This is a genomic window from Kribbella sp. NPDC050241, assembly GCF_044459685.1.
GTDB lineage: Bacteria > Actinomycetota > Actinomycetes > Propionibacteriales > Kribbellaceae > Kribbella.
Window position 1 is genome coordinate 69238 of sequence record NZ_JBITJE010000013.1, and the last position, 17931, is coordinate 87168.

The following is a 17931-nucleotide window of genomic DNA, read 5'->3' on the forward strand; positions in this document are numbered from 1 at the left end:
CGCGATGACAACCGATAGCGAAACGCGTTCCACCGAGTCGGCCGCCGACCGGCCCGGTGCGATCGATGCCGTACCGGTCCGGCATCCGGGCCGGTGGGTCGCGATCGCCATCATCGCCGTACTGGCGGCGATGCTGTTGCACCTGCTGCTCACCAACAAGGCGTTCGAGTGGCGGTTCGTCTTCGAGGCGATGAACCAGTCGCAGGTGATCAGCGGCTTCGTGAAGGGCACGCTGCTGGTCACCGTGCTGTCGATGATCGTCGGTGTGGCCGGCGGCGTGCTGCTGGCCGTGATGCGGCTGTCCGACAACCCGATCCTGGCCGGCGTGGCCTGGGTCTTCACCTGGTTCTTCCGCAGCATCCCGCGCTACATCCTGCTGTTCACGATGGGCACGCTGGGCATCTTGTTCCAGGAGGGTGTCGCGTTCGGGGTGCCGTTCGACTGGAAGATCATCGAGTGGCTCGGGATGTCGGGTGACTGGCGGTTGTTCACGCTGGACGCCAACCAGATCTTCACCGGCCTGGTCGCCGGTGTGATCGGCCTCGGCCTGTCCGAGGCGGCGTACATGGCCGAGATCGCCCGGGCCGGCATCCTCAGCGTCGATCCGGGCCAGGCCGAGGCCGCCCAGGCGCTCGGGATGAGCAACGGCAAGGCGATGCGCCGGGTGGTCCTGCCGCAGGCGATGCGGGTGATCGTGCCGCCGACCGGCAACGAGACGATCGCGATGCTCAAGGACACTTCACTGCTGGTCGCGGTGCCGGTGATCGGCGAGCTGTTCTACCAGCTGCAGTCGATCGGGAGCACGTACTACAAGACGTTCCCGATCGCCGTCGCCGCGGCGCTGTACTACCTGGCCGTGACGAGTCTGCTGATGATCGGCCAGTACTTCCTCGAGCGGCACTTCGGTCGCGGCTTCGGGAACCGGGCACCCCGGGCCGCCCGCCCGGCCGGCGCGGGAGGTGCGTGATGACGGCAGCCGCTGAGGCCGAGTCGGCGCAGATTCCGGCCGAGCCGCTGGTGCACGCGGTCAACGTGACCAAGTCGTTCCACCACAACGAGGTGCTCAAGGGCATCGACCTGGACGTGAACCGCGGTCAGGTGGTCTGCCTGCTCGGTCCGTCGGGGTCCGGCAAGACCACGTTCCTGCGCTGTATCAACCAGCTGGAGACGATCGACGGCGGCCGGATCTGGGTGGACGGCGACCTGATGGGGTACGACGACCGCGGCGGGCGGCTGTACCGCCTGAAGAACAAGCAGATCGCGGCCCAGCGCCGCGACATCGGGATGGTCTTCCAGCGGTTCAACCTGTTCCCGCACAAGACCGCGATGGAGAACGTGACCGAGGCGCCGACGCAGGTCAAGGGCGAGGGCAAGAAGGAGGCGCGGGCCCGGGCCCAGGACCTGCTCGACCGCGTCGGCCTCGGCGACCGCGGTGCGGCGTACCCCGCGCAGCTGTCGGGCGGTCAGCAGCAGCGGGTGGCGATCGCCCGGGCGCTGGCGATGCAGCCCAAGCTGATGCTGTTCGACGAGCCGACGTCGGCGCTGGACCCGGAGCTGGTCGGCGAGGTGCTCGCGGTGATGCGGGAACTGGCCGACGAGGGGATGACGATGATCGTGGTCACCCACGAGATGTCGTTCGCCCGCGACGTGGCCGACACCGTCGTGTTCATGGACGCCGGCGTGGTGGTCGAGTCCGGTCCTCCGCGCGACGTGCTCGGCAACCCGCAACACCAGCGCACCAAGGCGTTCCTGACCCGGCTGCGCTCGGAGCACGAGCACCCGTGATTCCCACCGGTCCGGCCGGCCCGTGCGAACGGGCCGGCCTGTTCGCCGTGCATCAACCGCTTCGAGCGTGGAAGATGTACGGCATGGTGAGCCGAGCGGCCGCCGGACACGAGGGAGGCAGCGTGAGCAGCACCGGACGATCCGCCGAGGTCCGACTGAGTATCCCGGCGGACAGTGCCTACATCGCCGTCCCGCGGTCGGTGGTCGGCAACCTGGCGGCTCGCAACGACTTCACCGTGGACGCGATCGACGACCTGCGGATCGCCGTCGACGAGGCGTGCGCCCTGCTGCTGCCGCAGGCCTCCGACGGCGTACTGGACTGCGTCTTCGAGATCGACCCGCCGCAGCTCACCGTCCGGACCAGCGCCGTCGTACCGAACGGCTGGCGGCCGGACACGTCGTCGTTCGGCTGGACCGTGCTGACAGCGCTGGTCGAGTCCGCGGCGGCCGAGACCATCGACGGCCGGCTCACCATCACCGTGACGGCAACCGCCACCGCCGCGGAGAAGGCGTGACCGACGACCGCTCACTGGGCGAGCCCCAGGAACCTACAGACCTGCGCACCCGGACAGCCGAGCTGTTCCGGGTGATGGCCGGGGGCGATCCCGGCCGCGCCCTGGCCCGGGACGGCCTGGTCGCCCTGCACATGCCGCTGGTGGAACACCTGGCCCGCCGCTTCCGCAACCGCGGCGAGCCGTACGACGACTTGGTCCAGGTGGCCACGATCGGCCTGATCAAAGCAATCGACCGCTTCGACTCCGATCGAGGCGTGGAGTTCTCGACGTACGCGACGCCGACGATCCTGGGCGAGATCAAGCGGTACTTCCGGGACAAGGGCTGGGCGATCCGGGTGCCACGGCGGCTGCAGGAGCTGCGGCTGTCGCTGACCGCCGCGACCGCCGAGCTGACCCAGGAGCTGGGCCGCGCGCCGACGGTCGCCGAGTTGTCCGAGCGACTCGGGTTGTCGCCGGACCTGGTGATCGAGGGGCTGGAGTCCGCGAACGCGTACAACACCTTGTCCCTGGACGCTCCCGACCAGAACGAGGCCGACGCCACCACGGTCCTGGACGGGCTCGGCGGCGAGGACGAGGCGCTCGAGAGCGTGGAGTACCGGGAGTCGCTGAAACCGCTGCTGGCCCAGCTGGACACCCGGGAGAAGCGGATCCTGACGCTGCGGTTCTTCCGCGGGATGACGCAGTCCCAGATCGCCGAGGAGATCGGCATCTCCCAGATGCACGTCTCCCGCCTGCTGGCCCGCACCCTGACCGAGCTCCGGACAGGCCTGCTGAGGGAGTAGAGGGCGTCTACAGGACCGGACGGTCCTTGGTCGGGTCGTCGGCCAGCGCCAGGGTCGACGCCTTCTGGAACAGTCCGATCAGTACGCCGACGGCCGCGAGCGCCAGCGCGACCGAAACAGCCTTCGTCGACCCACCCCAGAAGCTGTACGCGACCAGCAGCTGGATCAGCTGGGCGAACACGGCCGGCCCTCGGCTCCAGGTCGAGGCCCGCCACAATCCACGGGCCACCAGGCCGAGGCCGGCGCCGTACGCGATGAAGAAGACGGCGGTGGTCAGTCCGACCACCAGCCGGGATCCATGGATCGTAAATGCTTCGGCAATTCCCAGAACGATGAGCACAAGCCCTTCCGCAGCGACCACAGCCGCGGCTAGCTTGAGCGGTCTCGGTACGGCGGCAGCTGGGGAGTCGGTCGGCACTTCGCCAGCTTAATGCCCCATGCCGAGGTGTACTTCGGGCGCAAGGGACGAACACCTGCTCTTTCCGCGAGCCCGATCGGGTCGCGGAACCCCCAGCCCCACAAGGGCTTCGAGGTTGTGCGTAACCAATGAGCGGTTGGATCGGTTACTTGCAGTGAACGGGTGATTGCGGATGATCTTCTCCGTCCGGCTACCGGACGGGGCGAACCATCGCGCACCGGTTCGTAGTGTTAAGGAAGTGTTGTGATCTGATCGACAACTCCAGAACCCTTGTTTCACTCAGCTGAGATTGGGAACATGGTCTCGTTCGTGAAAACGTTCACAACACGCACCTCGCACCCGAACCCCCCGTGCGAGAAGCATCACGAGTACAGCACTGCTGATCGGGCACAGACCTACCCGACAGCGTACGACCACTACTGAGAGAGATGGGATCCGCCATGGATTGGCGCCACCGGGCCGTTTGCCTCGATGAGGACCCGGAACTGTTCTTCCCCATCGGCAACACCGGGCCCGCGATCATGCAGATCGAGGAGGCCAAGCAGGTGTGCCGTCGCTGCGACGTGCGTGAACAGTGCCTCGCCTGGGCGCTGGAAGCCGGCCAGGATCACGGTGTCTGGGGCGGTCTGAGCGAGGACGAGCGCCGCGCTCTCAAGCGCCGCAACGCCCGCGCCCGCATCCGCACCGCCTGAGGCCCCAGAACGCCAGGCCCCGCGGGATCCGCGGGGCCTTTCGATGTCCCCAGCTACTCCTTGACCGGGATGTCCAGGGTGACCTGGGTTCCGGGCTTGCCGTCGTGGCGCGGGCCGAACTCGAGGGTTCCGTTCAGCTCGCCGATGACGAGGGTGCGGACGATCGACAGCCCGAGGTTGCCGGACAGCTCCGAGTCGAAGTTCGCCGGCAAGCCTTGTCCGTCGTCCACCACGGTCACGTGCAGCCGGCCGACGGATCGCTCGGCGCCCAGCTCGACCGTCCCGCTGGCCTCGCCGCCGTCCCGCGTACCGAACGCGTGCTCGACCGAGTTCTGCATCAGTTCCGTCAGCACCATCGCCAGTGGGGTCGCGATCTCGGAGTCCAGTACCCCGAAGTTCCCCGATCGCCGCGTCTCCACGGTCGTCTCGACGGTCGACACATCGGCCACCATCGCGGCGACCCGGTCGGCCACGTCGTCGAAGTCCACGTGCTCGTCGAACGACTCCGAGAGCGTCTCGTGCACGATGGCGATCGACCCGACCCGCCGGACCGCCTCGGCCAGCGCGGCCTGGCCTTCCGGCACGCTGATCCGCCGGCCCTGCATCCGGAGTAACGCGGCGACGGTCTGCAAGTTGTTCTTGACGCGATGATGAATCTCCCGGATGGTCGCCTCCTTGGTGACCAGCTCCCGCTCCCGGCTGCGCAGCTCCGTCACGTCGCGGAGCAGGATCAGCGCGCCCACGTGCTGCCCGTCGGCCCGCAGCGGGATCGCCCGGAGGAACAGCGTGGCGTCGGAGTTCTCGATCTCGATCTCCTTGGCCGCCCGACCGGTCAGCACCGACGCGAGCACGTCGTCGACCTTGTGCCCGCTGTGCAGCAGTTCGCCGGTGACCTCCTTCAGCCGGCTCCCGACCAGATCCGTCACGAGTCCCATCCGGCGGTACGCCGACAACGCGTTGGGGCTGGCGAACGTCACCATTCCGTGCCGATCGACCCGGATGCAGCCGTCCCCGACCCGTGGCGTGGTGGACAGCAGCCGCTCCCCGCCGTACGGGAAGATGCCGTCGTTGATCATCCGGGCCAGGTCGGTGGCGCTCTGCAGGTAGGCGATCTCGAGCCGGGACGGGGTGCGGACGCCGAGCAGGTTGGTGTTCCGGGCGATCACCGCGATCACCTTCGTACCCCGGCGGACCGGGATCGTCTCGACCCGGACCGGGACGTCGTCGCGCCACTCCGGGTCGCCCTCGCGGCAGATCCGGCCGCCGTCGTACGCCTGGTCGAGCAGGTGCCGGCGGCCGCGCGGGATGAAGCTGCCGACGATGTCGTCCATGTACGCCGTCGGCCCGGTGGTGGGCCGCATCTGCGCCCCGGCCCAGAAGCCGAGGCCCTCGGTGTCGGGCAGCCAGAGCACCAGGTCGGCGAACGAGAGGTCGGCCAGCATCTGCCAGTCCGAGACGAGCAGTTGCAGGCGGTCCAGGTCGGCCTGGTCCAGGGTCGTGTGGTTCCGCGCCACATCGCTCAGAGACGGCACGCCCCGATGCTACCGATGGCCTATACCAGCTCCTCAGGTGGTGCGCTCGACAAGTAGGTGGAGATGGGTGTTGATTGATCAGGCACCACAGATGAAAGGATGCTCCGGTGGAGTCGACGTACTGGCAGGACGTGATGGCCGCGGACTACGCGGTACCGGGCGACCGTGCGCTGACCGACCTCACCGAGGAGCTCGTCCGCGGCCTCGCCAGTACCAACCCGCAGGTCCGTGACGCCCTCGCGTATCCGACGCTCGCGACCTGGCTCGAGCGCGGGGTGTACGACGACCTGCTGCCGGGCTTCGGTGACGGCCTGTGCGCCGGACTCGCCTACGGGCTCGGGGAGGACGGCACCGACACCGTCTTCCGCCGCTCGTTCACCGCGCTGACGCTGGCGGAGGTGATCCACCGCGACAACGCCGAGTTCCTGGTGCACGACGAGGTGGTGATGCGCTGGGGCGACCGGCTGGCCACCTGGCTGTTGCGGGAGCGCGACCTGCGCGGGTACGTCCCGGACTGCGGCTGGGCGCATGCCGTTGCCCACGGCGCGGATGCGATCGGCGCGCTGGCGCGGTCCCGGCACTGCGACGCCGGCGTACTGCGCGCGCTGCTCGACGTACTCGCGGACCGGATCGTCAAGGACACGCAGTACCGCTGGGTCCATGAGGAGCACGACCGGGTCGCGCACGCGGTGATGACGATCTTGCACCGGAACATGCTGACCAGCGACGAGCTCGAGCGCTGGCTGAAGCCGGTCGCGGCGACGGCGGCGCAGCAGCCGCTGATGCACGAGACCCTGCCGGAGTGGCCGACTCCCCCGGTCTTCAACGCCCGCGGCGTCCTGCACGTGCTGCTGAGCCAGCTCGCGATCGGTGTGAAGGGCTTCCCGATCCCCGGCGACGACGAGTTGTTCGGCCGCCCGATCGAGGCCCGTGCGGACATGCTGCTGATGCTGACCGAAGCGGTCCAGTCCTCCCAGCCCTACATCTACCGCCCGGCGGCCAACCCGCGTTCCTAGCCCGGCTTGGGTACGGCGACCGTCGCGACCACCGCGCGATGGTCGGTCCCCGCGATCGCGTACGTCGCGAAGCGGCCGGGCTGGATCGACCGGGTCACCACGACGTGGTCGATCTGCGTCCGGGCCACGGCCGGTTGGTCCGCCGGCCAGGTGCCCTGCAGGCCGCTGCCCACCGACGGCCCGACGCTCCGGCAGTTCGTGCCCAGGGCGTGCCGGAAGTCGGCGTGGTCGAGAGTCGCGTTGAAGTCGCCGGCCACGACGGTCGGCGGATCCTGTGTGCACCAACGCCGCAGTACGAGCAGGTCCTGTTTCCAGGTCGGCATCGAGTCCGGCAGCGGCGGGAAGCCGTGGTACGCGATCAGCCTGACGTCGCCCAGGTTCCCGCCGGTCACGATCACGTGCCCGAACGCCGTACCGAGTTCCGTCGCGAACCGCACCGCGCCGAGGTTCGCGGAGACCAGAACGCTGGTGGCGCTCTCCACCGCCTTCGACGGCTGCTGGGTGTATCCCTTGTACTGCAGGTCTTGCAGCTGCGCGCGGATCTCCTCGCGTACGTCGACCTGTGCCTCGGGCAACGACACCAGGTCGGGCCGGCGCTGCCGGATCAGCTCGGCCACCTCCCCCGCGTTGGCGCCCCCACCGAGCACGTTCGCGACCATGATGGTGAGCTCCCGCGTGTCCGCCGCCGGCGGATCCGCAGCGGACAGCCGGCGCGGCACCGTCAGCGCCCCGCCGGTCAACGCCAGCGCCACCACGAGTACGGCGGCTATGCGCCATCCTCGCCGTACCAGCATCAGCAGACCGAGCAGCAGGACCACGACGAGCCCCTGGGGACGGAACGCGACCAGCTGGGCGAACGGCGTGACCTCATCGAGGCCGAACAGTTCCGGATACAGCGGAACGGCAACCACCACGAGAAAGAGCACGGACAGCACGACCCGCCGTACCAACCATGCCTTTTCGTTATCCATGGACCACGCTGAAACTCTAGTCGGTGGTGCAGACGAGCGGTAGCGTGCTCCGTTGCGCCTGCCGTGTGTCCCGAGGAGGTTTGCTGTGTCCAGATTGTCCGCGGTCAGACCCGCGTACTGGATCTCCGGCGTTCTGCTGGCGGTCGCGGTCGTCGTACCGCTCCTGGTCTCCACCTACGCCAAGGATGAGCCCCGGCTGTGGGGCTTCCCGTTCTTCTACTGGTACCAGCTGATGTGGGTCTTCATCTCGGCGATCCTGGTCAGCATCTGCTACCAGCTGGTGAGTCGGGAGGAACGCCGGCGGCGGGCCGCCCAAGGGCTCAAGAACCCGGACCAGCACGATGCGGACGAGGAGGCGGACCGGTGAACAACGTCGACTGGGTGCAGTTGATCATCGTCATCGTGATCTTCGGCGCCGTCACCGTGATGGGCTTCATGGCAGCCCGCTGGCGCAGTGCCGGTCACATGGACAACCTCGACGAATGGGGACTGGGCGGCCGTGGCTTCGGCACGTTCATCACCTGGTTCCTCCTCGGCGGCGACCTCTACACCGCGTACACGTTCGTCGCCGTCCCGGCTGCGATGTTCGCGACCGGTGCGATCAGCGGCTTCTTCGCGGTGCCGTACACGATCGTGGTCTACCCGATCATCTTCATCTTCATGTCCCGGCTGTGGTCGGTGTCGCATCGCAACGGCTACGTGACACCGGCCGACTTCGTCGGCGGCCGGTACGGCAGCAAGGCGCTGTCGCTGGCGGTGGCGGTCACCGGCATCCTGGCGACCATGCCGTACATCGCCTTGCAGCTGGTCGGTATGCAGGCCGTGTTCGAGACGATGGGCCTCGGCGGCGACAACACGCTGGCCAAGGACCTGCCGCTGCTGATCGCGTTCGCGGTGCTGGCGGCGTACACCTACTCGTCCGGTCTGCGGGCGCCGGCGATGATCGCGTTCGTCAAGGACGGCCTGATCTACCTGGTGATCGGCGTCGCGATCATCTACCTGCCGCACGAGCTCGGCGGCTGGCACTCGATCTTCGGTGCCGCCGAGGACAAGCTGACCGCGACCAGCCCGGCGACGGGCAAGCCGGTCGGTGCGTTCATCCCGGGTGAGGCCGGGTTCTCGGCGTACTGGACGCTCGCGCTGGGTTCGGCGATGGCGCTGTTCATGTACCCGCACTCGGTGACCGCGGTGCTGTCGACGAAGAACCGCAACATCGTCCGGCGGAACGCGGCGATCCTGCCGGCGTACTCGCTGCTGCTCGGTCTGCTCGCCCTGCTCGGCTTCATGGCGATCAAGGCGAACGTCGACGTCAAGGGTCTGGACGGCCTGGCCAACCCGCAGCTGGCGATCCCGCGGCTGTTCGACCAGGAGTTCCCGTCCTGGTTCGCCGGCATCGCGTTCGCGGCGATCGCGGTCGGGGCACTGGTGCCGGCGGCGATCATGTCGATCGCGGCCGCGAACCTGTTCACCCGCAACATCTACCGCGACTTCATCAAGCCGGCCGCCACTCCGGCCCAGGAGGCCAAGGTCTCCAAGCTGGCGTCGCTGCTGGTGAAGCTGGGTGCGCTGGTGTTCGTCCTCGGGATGGACAAGACGATCGCGCTGAACCTGCAGCTCCTCGGCGGTATCTGGATCCTGCAGACGTTCCCGGCGATCGTGATCGGCCTGTTCACCAAGTGGTTCCACCGCTGGGCGCTGCTCACCGGCTGGGCGGTCGCGATGGTGTTCGGCACCCTCGAGGCCTACAACGTGGTGAACCCGGCGACCAAGAAGCACTTCGGTGGTTCGCTGGCCAACATCCCGTTCACCGACAAGCAGGCCTACATCGCGCTGACCGCGTTCGTGCTCAACCTGGTCATCGTGGTCGTCCTGACGCTCGTCCTGCGGGCGCTCAAGGTGCCGGAGGGCAAGGACACCACGCACCCGACGGACTACGTCGCGGACCGCGGCGACCCGGGCGTGAAGGACCTGCCCGAGCTCCTGGACGAGGGCGGCGCGTCGCCGGCCAAGTCCTAGCGCGGACCCTCGACGGCGGTCTCATCGGCTCCGGCCGATGAGGCCGCCGTCACCATATGCCGCCATGTCGACACGCTGCGAGGTCAGCTTGCCCGGATTCGGGCCGCCGGGACGGCAGAATCGCGAGGGTGTTGCTGGTCCTCCTCGTCATGGTGCTCGGTGCTCTCGCGGCGCTCGCGACCGGCGGACGGTTCGGACGACTGGCGCACAACTCCCTGGCCGGCGTGCACTGGCTGGCCGCGGCCGCGATCGGCCAGCTCCTCGGTTCGCTCTTCGCAGGTACGGCGTACCCGGTCGGGCTGATCGGGTCCGCGGTGTGCATCGCCGTGTTCCTGCGGCTCAACCTGAAGCATCCCGGCGTCGGCCTGCTGGCGTTGGGTTTCTTCGCGAACGCGGTGGTCGTCGCCCTGAACGGCGCGATGCCGGTGTCGCCGGCTGCCTTGGCCCGGGCGGGGATCGGCACCTCCGTGGTGATCGATGCACGCCACGAACTGTCCGATGCGGCGACCAGGTTGCCTTGGCTGGGCGACGTCGTACCCGTGGCACTTCCGGGCCTGGGACAGGCTGTCAGCGCCGGAGACGTGCTGATCGCAGCCGGTGCCGGCTTGCTCCTGTACGCCGGAATGGGCGGATCCGGCCGGATTCCCGCGGACGGTGCACCGATGTGGGACGACCTCGAGCCGTCTCCCGTCCATCCGGCTCTTCAGGTGCTGCGGACGCGCCTAGAAGCGGAAGCCCCGGCCGATGACGCGCCTGAGTGACTCGACCACGACCGGGTCGTACTCCGCCCCGATCCCGAGCCCGATCGACTCCATCGCCTTGGCCGGCGACTGTCCATTGCCCTCGCCCACCAGTTGTTCGTAGGCCAGGGAAACATTCACGATGCCGCTCTCCAACGGGATGTCGGCATTGCTCGCGCGACCGTGCCGGTACGGGTCGTTCGAGTGCCGGACGATCTCGGCGACGTGGTCCAGTACCCCTGACCGCTCGATCACCGAGGCTCCGATCTCTGCCGCCCGCTGGCGCTCCTCCCGCGTCCGCAGCAGGCTCGCGCCGCCCGGGCTGGGGTCTGCCAGCGCCAACTGCCCTACGCCCGACAACAGAGCGGCGTACTCCAAGGCCTCCATCCGCGCCGGGGTCAGACCCAGGTCGTTGCCGATGGCCACTGCCAGGGTCGCGGTCCGCGCGTTCTGCCCCGGACTGCTGAACCCTGCGATCTCAGTACTGCGGGCCATCGACCGCACCGTGGTCCGGTACGTCCGCTGCGCCGACGCGAACCGCCGGAACGCGAACTGGGTCAGCAGCAACGGCACCACGACCAGCGGCACCGCCCACAGACCGATCAACGACGTACCCGCGGCGAGCAGCATGCCGCTGATCCCCATCGCCAGACCGATCCGTCCCATCACCGCGAGCTCGTCGCGAAGCGCCGCGGGGAACGGCCGGTTGTACCGCTCGGTGTCCTGCCCGGCTCCGACCAGAGCATCGGTGAGACCGGCCGAAAGCACCGCCAGCAACATGGCACCGGTCAGCAGTACGGCGTGGGTCCACGACCCGTTCCAGTACAGGCTGTCCGGCGTGACGAGCTCGAAGGTGACCGCGGCGAACGCGACCGAGAGGACTCGGCGGCTGGAGACGACCAGATCCCACGGCAGGCCGGCGATCGCCCGCGGGAAGATCCCGGCCAGCGTCGCGAGGCCTGCGACGGCGACGATCTGTGCAACCTCTGGCGGGACCTCGACGGCCGGTCCGCGGAGCATCACGTAGGCCAGCGAGGCGCTGGTGGCGATCGGTGCCCGGTTCCGGCTGGGGTCCACGCGGAACTGCACCATCTCGCCGACCGCGATCAGCAGACCGAAGACGATGACGAACGGCCAGCCGGTCACGCCCTGCCTGGCCGTGATGATCAACGCGACCAGGCCCACCGCACCACCTGCGACGGACAGCACCACGCCGCTGCCCAGGCGCCGTGCTTCGAAAGCGTCGAACTCCTTGGCCTGGGTCATGCCGGTCCAGCCGCCGAGCCCGACGCACCGCCACCGGTGCCGAGACTCAGATCGTCGTGGTCGATGCTGACCTGCACGCTCTGGTCCGGAGCCGGCTGGTCCGCGGCCGCGGCGCTCCAGCCCTGGGTCTGGATCACCTGGACGAACGCGTCGACCAACTCGGGGTCGAAGTGGGTGGTCTTGTCCTGGACGAGGATCGCCAGCGTCTCGTCGACGCTGCGGGCGGGCCGGTAGGACCTGGTCGAGGTGAGGCAGTCGAACGCGTCGACGATGCCTATGATCCGTGCGAAGAACGGGATGTGCGTGCCGCTGAGGCCGGCCGGATAACCGGTCCCGTCGTACTTCTCGTGATGGTGCAGGACGGCCGACTTGACCTCTTCGAGGAACGGGATGTTGCCGATCAGCTCGACCCCGCGGGCCGGGTGCAGCCGGATCGCGTCCATCTCCGCGTCGTCCAGCTTGCCCGGTTTGCGGATGATGCTGGTCGGTACGCCGACCTTGCCGACGTCGTGCAGCAGTCCGGCGTGCTCGAGCGCGTTCTGGCGGTCGTCGGGCAGCCCCAGCTGGCGCCCGAGCATGCCGACCCCGGCGCTGACCCGCTCGGAGTGTCCGCGGGTGTACAGGTCCTTGGTCTCGATGACCTGGATGAACGCTCGCATCGTCGCCGCCTGGGCAGCACGTTCGGCCTGGTACTGCGACAGCGCCCAGCGGACAACGAGTAATGGCCCGACGACCAGCAGGCACGAGGCGATGCCGAGACCACCGATCCAGGTCACCGCCAGCAGGACGCCGAGAGCGCTGTACCCGAGCATCGGCAGGAACGTCGGCCCGATCACCGACTTGAGGAAGTCGACCACCCGCACCTGCCCCTCGAGCCAGAGGATCAGGCTGAGCAGCAGTGCGTTGGCCAACTGATGGCCGATCGTGCCGGCCATCGCCGCGACGACGGTCGTCGGGATGTGGTCGAGGGCCTCGGAGCCGACAGGGCCACCTAGCAGGGCATAGGCGGCACCACCCCCGGCGGCCGCGAGAACGCGGTACGACGGATTGAAGATGCGCTTGACCAAAGGCGACGGCTGCCGGAGCTGTGCGACGTACCCGAACACAGACACGGCGACCGCGGTCCATGGTCCAGCGATCACGAAGACGGCTACCAACGCCACGGAATCGAGGGCAGCCGGATGGTTGGGCAGGACCTTGAACCGCAAGGCCCCGCCAAGGAGCATGAGGAGTGCAAGTGCCAGAGTGGTGAGACTGAAGGTGATCTGAGTAAGAGACACGACGAGCACCGCCAGAGCGGACACGGCAACCACGGCCACCGCTGCTCGTAGCAGTGAAGCTCTCACTGGGGCGCCACCTCTAGCCTTCCACTACGACATAGTTCACCAGTCCCAGCTGTCGGTCGCCATGATAGTCACCTCCGACCAGCGGCGTAGTCTTGAATCCCGGCTGTTGCGGGGCTTCAGGGGGGCTAGACAGCGCATCGCTGACTCTTCCTTTAATTCTTGCTCAACCGACGTGCGCCGAAACACTGTAAGGCAGTGCATGACTCGCCGCACTGTGCCACCGACCGCAGCGTGGTATGAGAGACTGTGACTCTTTGCAGTTGTTTCAAGGAGGCTTAGGAATGGGCAAGACCGGACGCAAGCGCCGTGCACGCAAGAAGAAGGGCGCGAACCACGGCAAGCGCCCCAACGCCTGACTCAGGCGGCTACAGACAGCGAGGACCCCGGCCAAAACCGGGGTCTTTGCAATTTGGTCACAGCTCGGATCAGACCAGCTTTAACCGAGGTCTGTATTCGGAGCGTCCCCGGTCGCATACTGAATGCTACCGTCAAACGACTGTTGGGTTTGCGATCACTTCGGGTCGGCGGTTCCTCCTAGAGTTAGCTCCGGATGTTCGGCACCGACGGTGCCGGGTGGGCTGCGACGAGTGAGGGACGAGTGAGGAGGTGGGTGGGCTGACCGCCGGGAGCCTGAGCGATCTGCTCCGCGGATTCCGGACCAGGGCCGGGCTGACCCAGGCCGCTCTCGCCACCAAGGCCGGGTTGAGCGAGCAGGCGATCAGCGTGCTCGAGCGCGGCACCCGGCAGCGACCCCGGATCGGAACCGTCCAGGCACTGACCGTGGCCCTGGACCTGACCGCCGGCGAAGCCGAGGAGTTCCTGGCCGTTGCCCGCGGCAAGAGCCGTACGGTGCGGGTGCCGACCGCGGCGCCGGCATCGCCGGCACCGCGTGTGACCGACCAGTTACCGGTGCCATGGCAACTACCTCCGGCCGTGCCGGACTTCACCGGTCGTGCTGCTCAGATCGAAGCAGTCCAGGCCGCTTTGCGGGATCCCGCCAGGATCCGCACCGGCGCGGTCGGGCTGGTCGCGGTGACCGGCATGGGTGGTATCGGCAAGACCGCCCTCGCGGTTCAGGCAGCGCACAAGTTGACCAGCAGCTATCCCGATGGTCATCTCTACCTCAACCTCCGCGGATACGGCCCGGGCCGGCCGATGACGACCGAGGATGCGCTTCGCCAGTTGCTGCGGTCCATCGGTCTCGACCTTCAGCTGATCCCTGACGACATGGACGAAGCGGCCGCGCTGTTGCGCTCGCAGTTGGCGGGTCGCCGCGTGCTCGTGCTGATCGACAACGCGACCGACGTACGTCATGTCACGCCGTTGCTGCCGGCGAGCCCGGGATCGGCGGCGATCATCACCAGCCGCGGATCGATGGCCGCATTGCCCGGGGCGCGGCAGATCCGGCTCGATGCGTTGTCGGAGACCGAGTCGATCGAGCTGCTGTCCGGGGTCATCGGCCAGTCGCGGGTCGCGGCCGAACCGGACGCGGTCGAGCGGCTCGCGTCGTTCAGCGGCCGTTTGCCACTGGCCGTCCGGCTGATCGGCGGTCGGCTCGCGGCACGGCCGAGCTGGCCGATCCAGCATCTCGTCGACCTTCTCCGGGATGCCGAGCGCCGGCTCGACAACCTCGGTTCCGACGAGACCGGCGTACGCGCGAGCATCGCCAGCTCGGTGGAGTTCCTCAGCACCAGCGACCGGGCGCTCGACCGCGAGGCCGCGCAGGCCCTTCCCCTGCTCAGCGTTCCGGACGGGTCGGATCTCCTCACCATCGTCGCCGCCCACCTGCTCGGCGTCCCGCTCCGCCGGGCCGACGCGATCCTGGAACGCCTCGTCGACCTCAACCTGCTCGAGTCCGTGGCCCCCGACCGCTACCGCCTGCACGACCTCATCCGGGCCTACGCCCGCGAACTGGCCGACGAATCCCTCACCCCGGCCGACCGCGACGCCGGTCTGGACCGCGTTCTTCGCTTCTACATCGCGGCGGCTTGGGCCTGCCAGCGGCTGACGCATCCGAAGAGTCCCAGGTTGTCGCTGGCCGTGGTCCAGGCCGAGCCACGTCCGGCGTTCACGGACATGGGCTCGGCGCTTCGGTGGTTCGACGACGAGCAGCGCAACCTGCTGGACAGAGTCGCTCAGGCGGCCGGTATGTCGATCGCCGGGACCGCCGTGTTCCCCGAGCTCGCGCTCGCGATGTTCGGCTACCTCGAGCCGCGCCGGCGCTGGGTGGAGATGCGCGAGCTCGGCCGGGGCGTGGTCGAGCTCGCCGAGCAGCTGAAGCTGCCGCTGACGGCCGCCTGGCTGCAGCACGACAGGGCGATCCCCGAGGTCGAGAACGGCGCCCTGGAAGCCGCCGTTCCGCATCTGTTCACAGCACTGGAGATGTTCCGGCAGGAGGCCGACATTCTCGGGCAGGCGCGGTGCTGTTCCTCGCTGACGTATGTGCTCGGCCATCTGGGTCGCATCGACGAGGCGCTGGAATTCGGCAATCAGTCGCTGCGGCTCAGCCAGGAAATCGGCGACGTCACGCTGGAAGGCGTCGCGTACACCGCGGTCGGCGGACTCTACGACCGCCTCGGCGACTACGAACGGGCCGACCAGGCGTTCGCGCAGGGCGTCGCCCTGGCACAGAAGTACGGCGACCAGCGCTCGGTGTTCAAGCGCTACGTCAACGCGGGGTTCTCCCATGTGCTGGTCGGCCGGTACGGCGACGCGGTCGACGCCGTGCAGCGCGCCGTTCTGCTGGCCGAACAAGCCCACGACGACGTGGGTCTCAACGAGAGCCATCACACGCTCGCCCTGGCCTTCGCCGGTCAAGGGCGGTTCGACACGGGTGAGTACCATGCCCACGAGGCTCTGCGGTTCTCCCGGCGGACCGAGAACCGGCTGCGGGAGGGCCGCATTCTTCTGGAACTGGCCAAAATCAATGCCGCGACCGGTGACCGTTCCGCCGCGACGGCAAATGCCACCGCTGCGGCCGGCGCACTCGCGGGGCTTTCGCCTATTCACGAAACGCAGGCCGAGGAGCTGCTGGCTCACTTGGCGCGCGACGAGCCCTACACCTACGCACTCACAAATCACTCGATCTGATCGCCGGCCCCGCGGAAACCGGGCGAACAGCGATTCAGTCGGTGGTGGTGATGATGGTGGTTTCCACCTGGATTTGGGTCAGCCGGAGAAGGATTTTCTGGCGAAGGGCATCCGGGGCGTGGTCGGAGCCGCAGGAACGGTGCACGAGTTTCTTCACGCAGCGTTCCAGGTCGTATTCGTCCAGGCACGGGGCGCACTCTTCGAGGTGCTGCCGGATCTCGTCGGTGCTGGCGTCCTCGAGCTCGTTGTCGATGAACACGTACACCCGCTGCAGGATCTCGCTGCAGTCGACGTCGTGGTGCTCGCCGCAGCTCACGACTCCTCCTTCTCCGCGGTCGCGTCGGCGCTGTCGTCCGACGTGGGGATCAGGCCACGATCCCGAGCGTAGTCGCCCAGCAGCTCACGCAACTGGCGCCGGCCACGGTGCAGCCGGGACATCACGGTCCCGACCGGCGTACCCATGATGTCGGCGATCTCCTTGTAGGCAAAGCCCTCGACATCGGCCAGGTACACGGCCAGGCGGAAGTCCTCCGGGATGGACTGCAGCGCTTCCTTGACGTCCGAGTCGGGCAGATGCTCCAGAGCGACGGCCTCGGCCGACTTCAGTCCACCGGGAGTGTGGGACTCGGCGGCGGTGAGCTGCCAGTCCTCGATCTCCTCGGTCGGCGACTGCGTGGGCTGACGCTGCCGCTTGCGGTATCCGTTGATGAACGTGTTCGTCAGGATCCGGTACAGCCACGCCTTCAGGTTGGTGCCCGGCGTGAACTGGTGGAACGAACTGTAGGCCTTCGCGAAGGTGTCCTGCACCAGGTCCTCGGCGTCGGACGGATTACGGGTCATCCGCATCGCCGCGGCGTACATCTGGTCCAGGAAGGGCAGCGCTTCGCGCTCGAACCGCGCGGTGCGCTGCTCGGGTGTCTCGGTGGTGGTGGGAGTCGGCATCGTGATCGAGAATACCGGGGTCTGCCCAGCGTCCCGCGCCGGAGCCACACTCGTCGCCATCATGTACGTCACAACACCCCCCGCCGCAGCGTCATTCCCGCCTGAGCGGGCGCGGCGGAGCGTTCAACCGCTGACCATCATCCGGACACTTCGCGGCTGACCCATTCGAACACAGCTTCGACCAGCAGGTCGAACGCCTCCTGCTGACTCAGCTCTGCCCGCTTCGGCACCTTGAACGAGTGCTCCGCGTCCGGTACGACGGCCATCTCGGTCAGCGGCGGGAACTCCTCCGGCGACCCGAACGGGTCCCGCTCCCCCTGCACGACCAGCGTCGGCAGCCCGGCGCCCTGCAACTCGTCGACGCGGGAGCTGCCCGGCTTGCCCGGCGGATGCAACGGAAACGCCAGCGCCAGTACGCCGGATGCACCCAGGCTGCTCGCGGTCCGGCAGGCCACCCGGGCCCCGGCGCTGCGGCCACCGATCACCAGCGGGGTGCGGACCCGGAGCTGGCCGATGATCGCGATCCACGCCTCATCCAGGATCTTCGGCGCCGGCGCGAGCTTCTTCCCGGCCCGGCGCCAGGGCTGCTCGATCAGGAACACGTTGATGTCCTGCTTCGGCAGCCGGGCGGCCAGTGCGGCCAGGTCGCCGGACTCGATCCCCGCCCCGGCGCCGTGACCTAGGGCCAGCGTCGCCACCGGCCGCCGGGCCCGGTGCGCCACGATCCGGGCCTCACCGTGCGGCGTCCCCACAATCCGTTCGTCGGTCACGCGCCCATCCTGTCATCAGAAGGCGACGGATCGGCGCTGCTCGGGCGGTG

19 protein-coding genes are annotated in these 17931 nt (G+C 68.3%); 11 read left to right on the plus strand and 8 right to left on the minus strand.

The features are described 5' to 3' along the window. Positions 1-4 precede the first annotated feature (4 nt). The 4 genes from ACIBG5_RS37745 to ACIBG5_RS37760 all read left to right on the plus strand — a co-directional run bounded on the left by ACIBG5_RS37745 (position 5) and on the right by ACIBG5_RS37760 (position 3082). The gene (locus ACIBG5_RS37745) at positions 5-967 is read left to right on the plus strand and encodes an amino acid ABC transporter permease (RefSeq protein ID WP_360444459.1); all 963 of its coding nucleotides are present in this window, start codon (positions 5-7) and stop codon (positions 965-967) included. After that, positions 967-1785, plus strand: coding sequence for an amino acid ABC transporter ATP-binding protein (locus ACIBG5_RS37750; protein WP_396396582.1), 819 nt, complete (start codon positions 967-969; stop codon positions 1783-1785). The genes ACIBG5_RS37745 and ACIBG5_RS37750 overlap by 1 nt, the downstream gene beginning before the upstream one ends. A gap of 122 nt (positions 1786-1907) precedes the next feature. Further along, positions 1908-2300 (plus strand): anti-sigma regulatory factor, encoded by a 393-nt coding sequence (locus tag ACIBG5_RS37755; protein ID WP_131358455.1) that lies wholly within the window; start codon positions 1908-1910, stop codon positions 2298-2300. Further along, the gene (locus ACIBG5_RS37760; protein WP_396396584.1) at positions 2297-3082 is read left to right on the plus strand and encodes an RNA polymerase sigma factor SigF; all 786 of its coding nucleotides are present in this window, start codon (positions 2297-2299) and stop codon (positions 3080-3082) included. The genes ACIBG5_RS37755 and ACIBG5_RS37760 overlap by 4 nt, the downstream gene beginning before the upstream one ends. Before the next feature lie 7 nt (positions 3083-3089). Here ACIBG5_RS37760 and ACIBG5_RS37765 read toward each other — a convergent pair whose 3' ends face one another. After that, positions 3090-3368: a hypothetical protein gene (locus tag ACIBG5_RS37765; RefSeq protein WP_396396585.1), complete on the minus strand. Its 279-nt coding sequence runs from the start codon at positions 3366-3368 to the stop codon at positions 3090-3092. Positions 3369-3940: 572 nt separating this feature from the next. Here ACIBG5_RS37765 and ACIBG5_RS37770 point away from each other — a divergent pair. After that, a complete protein-coding gene (locus ACIBG5_RS37770) occupies positions 3941-4192 on the plus strand; it encodes a WhiB family transcriptional regulator (protein WP_012922773.1) in 252 nt (83 codons plus the stop codon). A 53-nt stretch (positions 4193-4245) separates the two neighbouring features. Here ACIBG5_RS37770 and ACIBG5_RS37775 read toward each other — a convergent pair whose 3' ends face one another. Further along, the gene (locus ACIBG5_RS37775) at positions 4246-5724 is read right to left on the minus strand and encodes a histidine kinase N-terminal domain-containing protein (RefSeq protein ID WP_360444474.1); all 1479 of its coding nucleotides are present in this window, start codon (positions 5722-5724) and stop codon (positions 4246-4248) included. A gap of 107 nt (positions 5725-5831) precedes the next feature. Here ACIBG5_RS37775 and ACIBG5_RS37780 point away from each other — a divergent pair, with 107 nt between their 5' ends. Continuing rightward, positions 5832-6740 (plus strand): DUF2785 domain-containing protein, encoded by a 909-nt coding sequence (locus tag ACIBG5_RS37780; RefSeq protein WP_131516197.1) that lies wholly within the window; start codon positions 5832-5834, stop codon positions 6738-6740. On the opposite strand, the gene ACIBG5_RS37785 is transcribed toward ACIBG5_RS37780, so the two are convergent. Beyond that, positions 6737-7711 (minus strand): endonuclease/exonuclease/phosphatase family protein, encoded by a 975-nt coding sequence (locus ACIBG5_RS37785; protein WP_396396587.1) that lies wholly within the window; start codon positions 7709-7711, stop codon positions 6737-6739. The genes ACIBG5_RS37780 and ACIBG5_RS37785 overlap by 4 nt on opposite strands. Positions 7712-7796: 85 nt before the next feature. Between ACIBG5_RS37785 and ACIBG5_RS37790 the strand changes: the two genes are divergently transcribed. The 3 genes from ACIBG5_RS37790 to ACIBG5_RS37800 all read left to right on the plus strand — a co-directional run bounded on the left by ACIBG5_RS37790 (position 7797) and on the right by ACIBG5_RS37800 (position 10488). Beyond that, positions 7797-8078: a DUF3311 domain-containing protein gene (locus ACIBG5_RS37790; RefSeq protein ID WP_396396588.1), complete on the plus strand. Its 282-nt coding sequence runs from the start codon at positions 7797-7799 to the stop codon at positions 8076-8078. After that, a complete protein-coding gene (gene mctP / locus ACIBG5_RS37795; protein WP_396396590.1) occupies positions 8075-9727 on the plus strand; it encodes a monocarboxylate uptake permease MctP in 1653 nt (550 codons plus the stop codon). The genes ACIBG5_RS37790 and mctP overlap by 4 nt, the downstream gene beginning before the upstream one ends. Before the next feature lie 128 nt (positions 9728-9855). Continuing rightward, positions 9856-10488, plus strand: a complete 633-nt coding sequence (locus ACIBG5_RS37800; RefSeq protein WP_396396592.1) for a DUF5317 domain-containing protein — start codon at positions 9856-9858, stop codon at positions 10486-10488. Here the strand turns inward: ACIBG5_RS37800 and ACIBG5_RS37805 are convergent. Both ACIBG5_RS37805 and ACIBG5_RS37810 read right to left on the minus strand, forming a co-directional pair. Further along, the gene (locus ACIBG5_RS37805; RefSeq protein WP_396396594.1) at positions 10450-11733 is read right to left on the minus strand and encodes an HD-GYP domain-containing protein; all 1284 of its coding nucleotides are present in this window, start codon (positions 11731-11733) and stop codon (positions 10450-10452) included. The two genes, ACIBG5_RS37800 and ACIBG5_RS37805, sit on opposite strands and share 39 nt — an antisense overlap. Next, positions 11730-13079, minus strand: a complete 1350-nt coding sequence (locus ACIBG5_RS37810) for an HD-GYP domain-containing protein (RefSeq protein WP_396396596.1) — start codon at positions 13077-13079, stop codon at positions 11730-11732. The genes ACIBG5_RS37805 and ACIBG5_RS37810 overlap by 4 nt, the downstream gene beginning before the upstream one ends. Before the next feature lie 281 nt (positions 13080-13360). Here ACIBG5_RS37810 and ACIBG5_RS37815 point away from each other — a divergent pair, with 281 nt between their 5' ends. Next, entirely contained in the window at positions 13361-13435 is a 75-nt protein-coding gene (locus ACIBG5_RS37815; RefSeq protein WP_369759046.1) for a 50S ribosomal protein bL37, read from the plus strand. Between the two features lie 250 nt (positions 13436-13685). Further along, positions 13686-16169: an NB-ARC domain-containing protein gene (locus ACIBG5_RS37820; RefSeq protein WP_396396598.1), complete on the plus strand. Its 2484-nt coding sequence runs from the start codon at positions 13686-13688 to the stop codon at positions 16167-16169. Positions 16170-16203: 34 nt separating this feature from the next. Here the strand turns inward: ACIBG5_RS37820 and rsrA are convergent, their stop codons facing one another. The 3 genes from rsrA to ACIBG5_RS37835 all read right to left on the minus strand — a co-directional run bounded on the left by rsrA (position 16204) and on the right by ACIBG5_RS37835 (position 17881). Then, positions 16204-16485 (minus strand): mycothiol system anti-sigma-R factor, encoded by a 282-nt coding sequence (gene rsrA / locus ACIBG5_RS37825; protein ID WP_131358479.1) that lies wholly within the window; start codon positions 16483-16485, stop codon positions 16204-16206. After that, positions 16482-17111, minus strand: coding sequence for a sigma-70 family RNA polymerase sigma factor (locus ACIBG5_RS37830; protein WP_131358482.1), 630 nt, complete (start codon positions 17109-17111; stop codon positions 16482-16484). The genes rsrA and ACIBG5_RS37830 overlap by 4 nt, the downstream gene beginning before the upstream one ends. Before the next feature lie 137 nt (positions 17112-17248). Continuing rightward, positions 17249-17881: an alpha/beta family hydrolase gene (locus tag ACIBG5_RS37835; protein WP_360444507.1), complete on the minus strand. Its 633-nt coding sequence runs from the start codon at positions 17879-17881 to the stop codon at positions 17249-17251. Positions 17882-17931 lie beyond the last annotated feature (50 nt).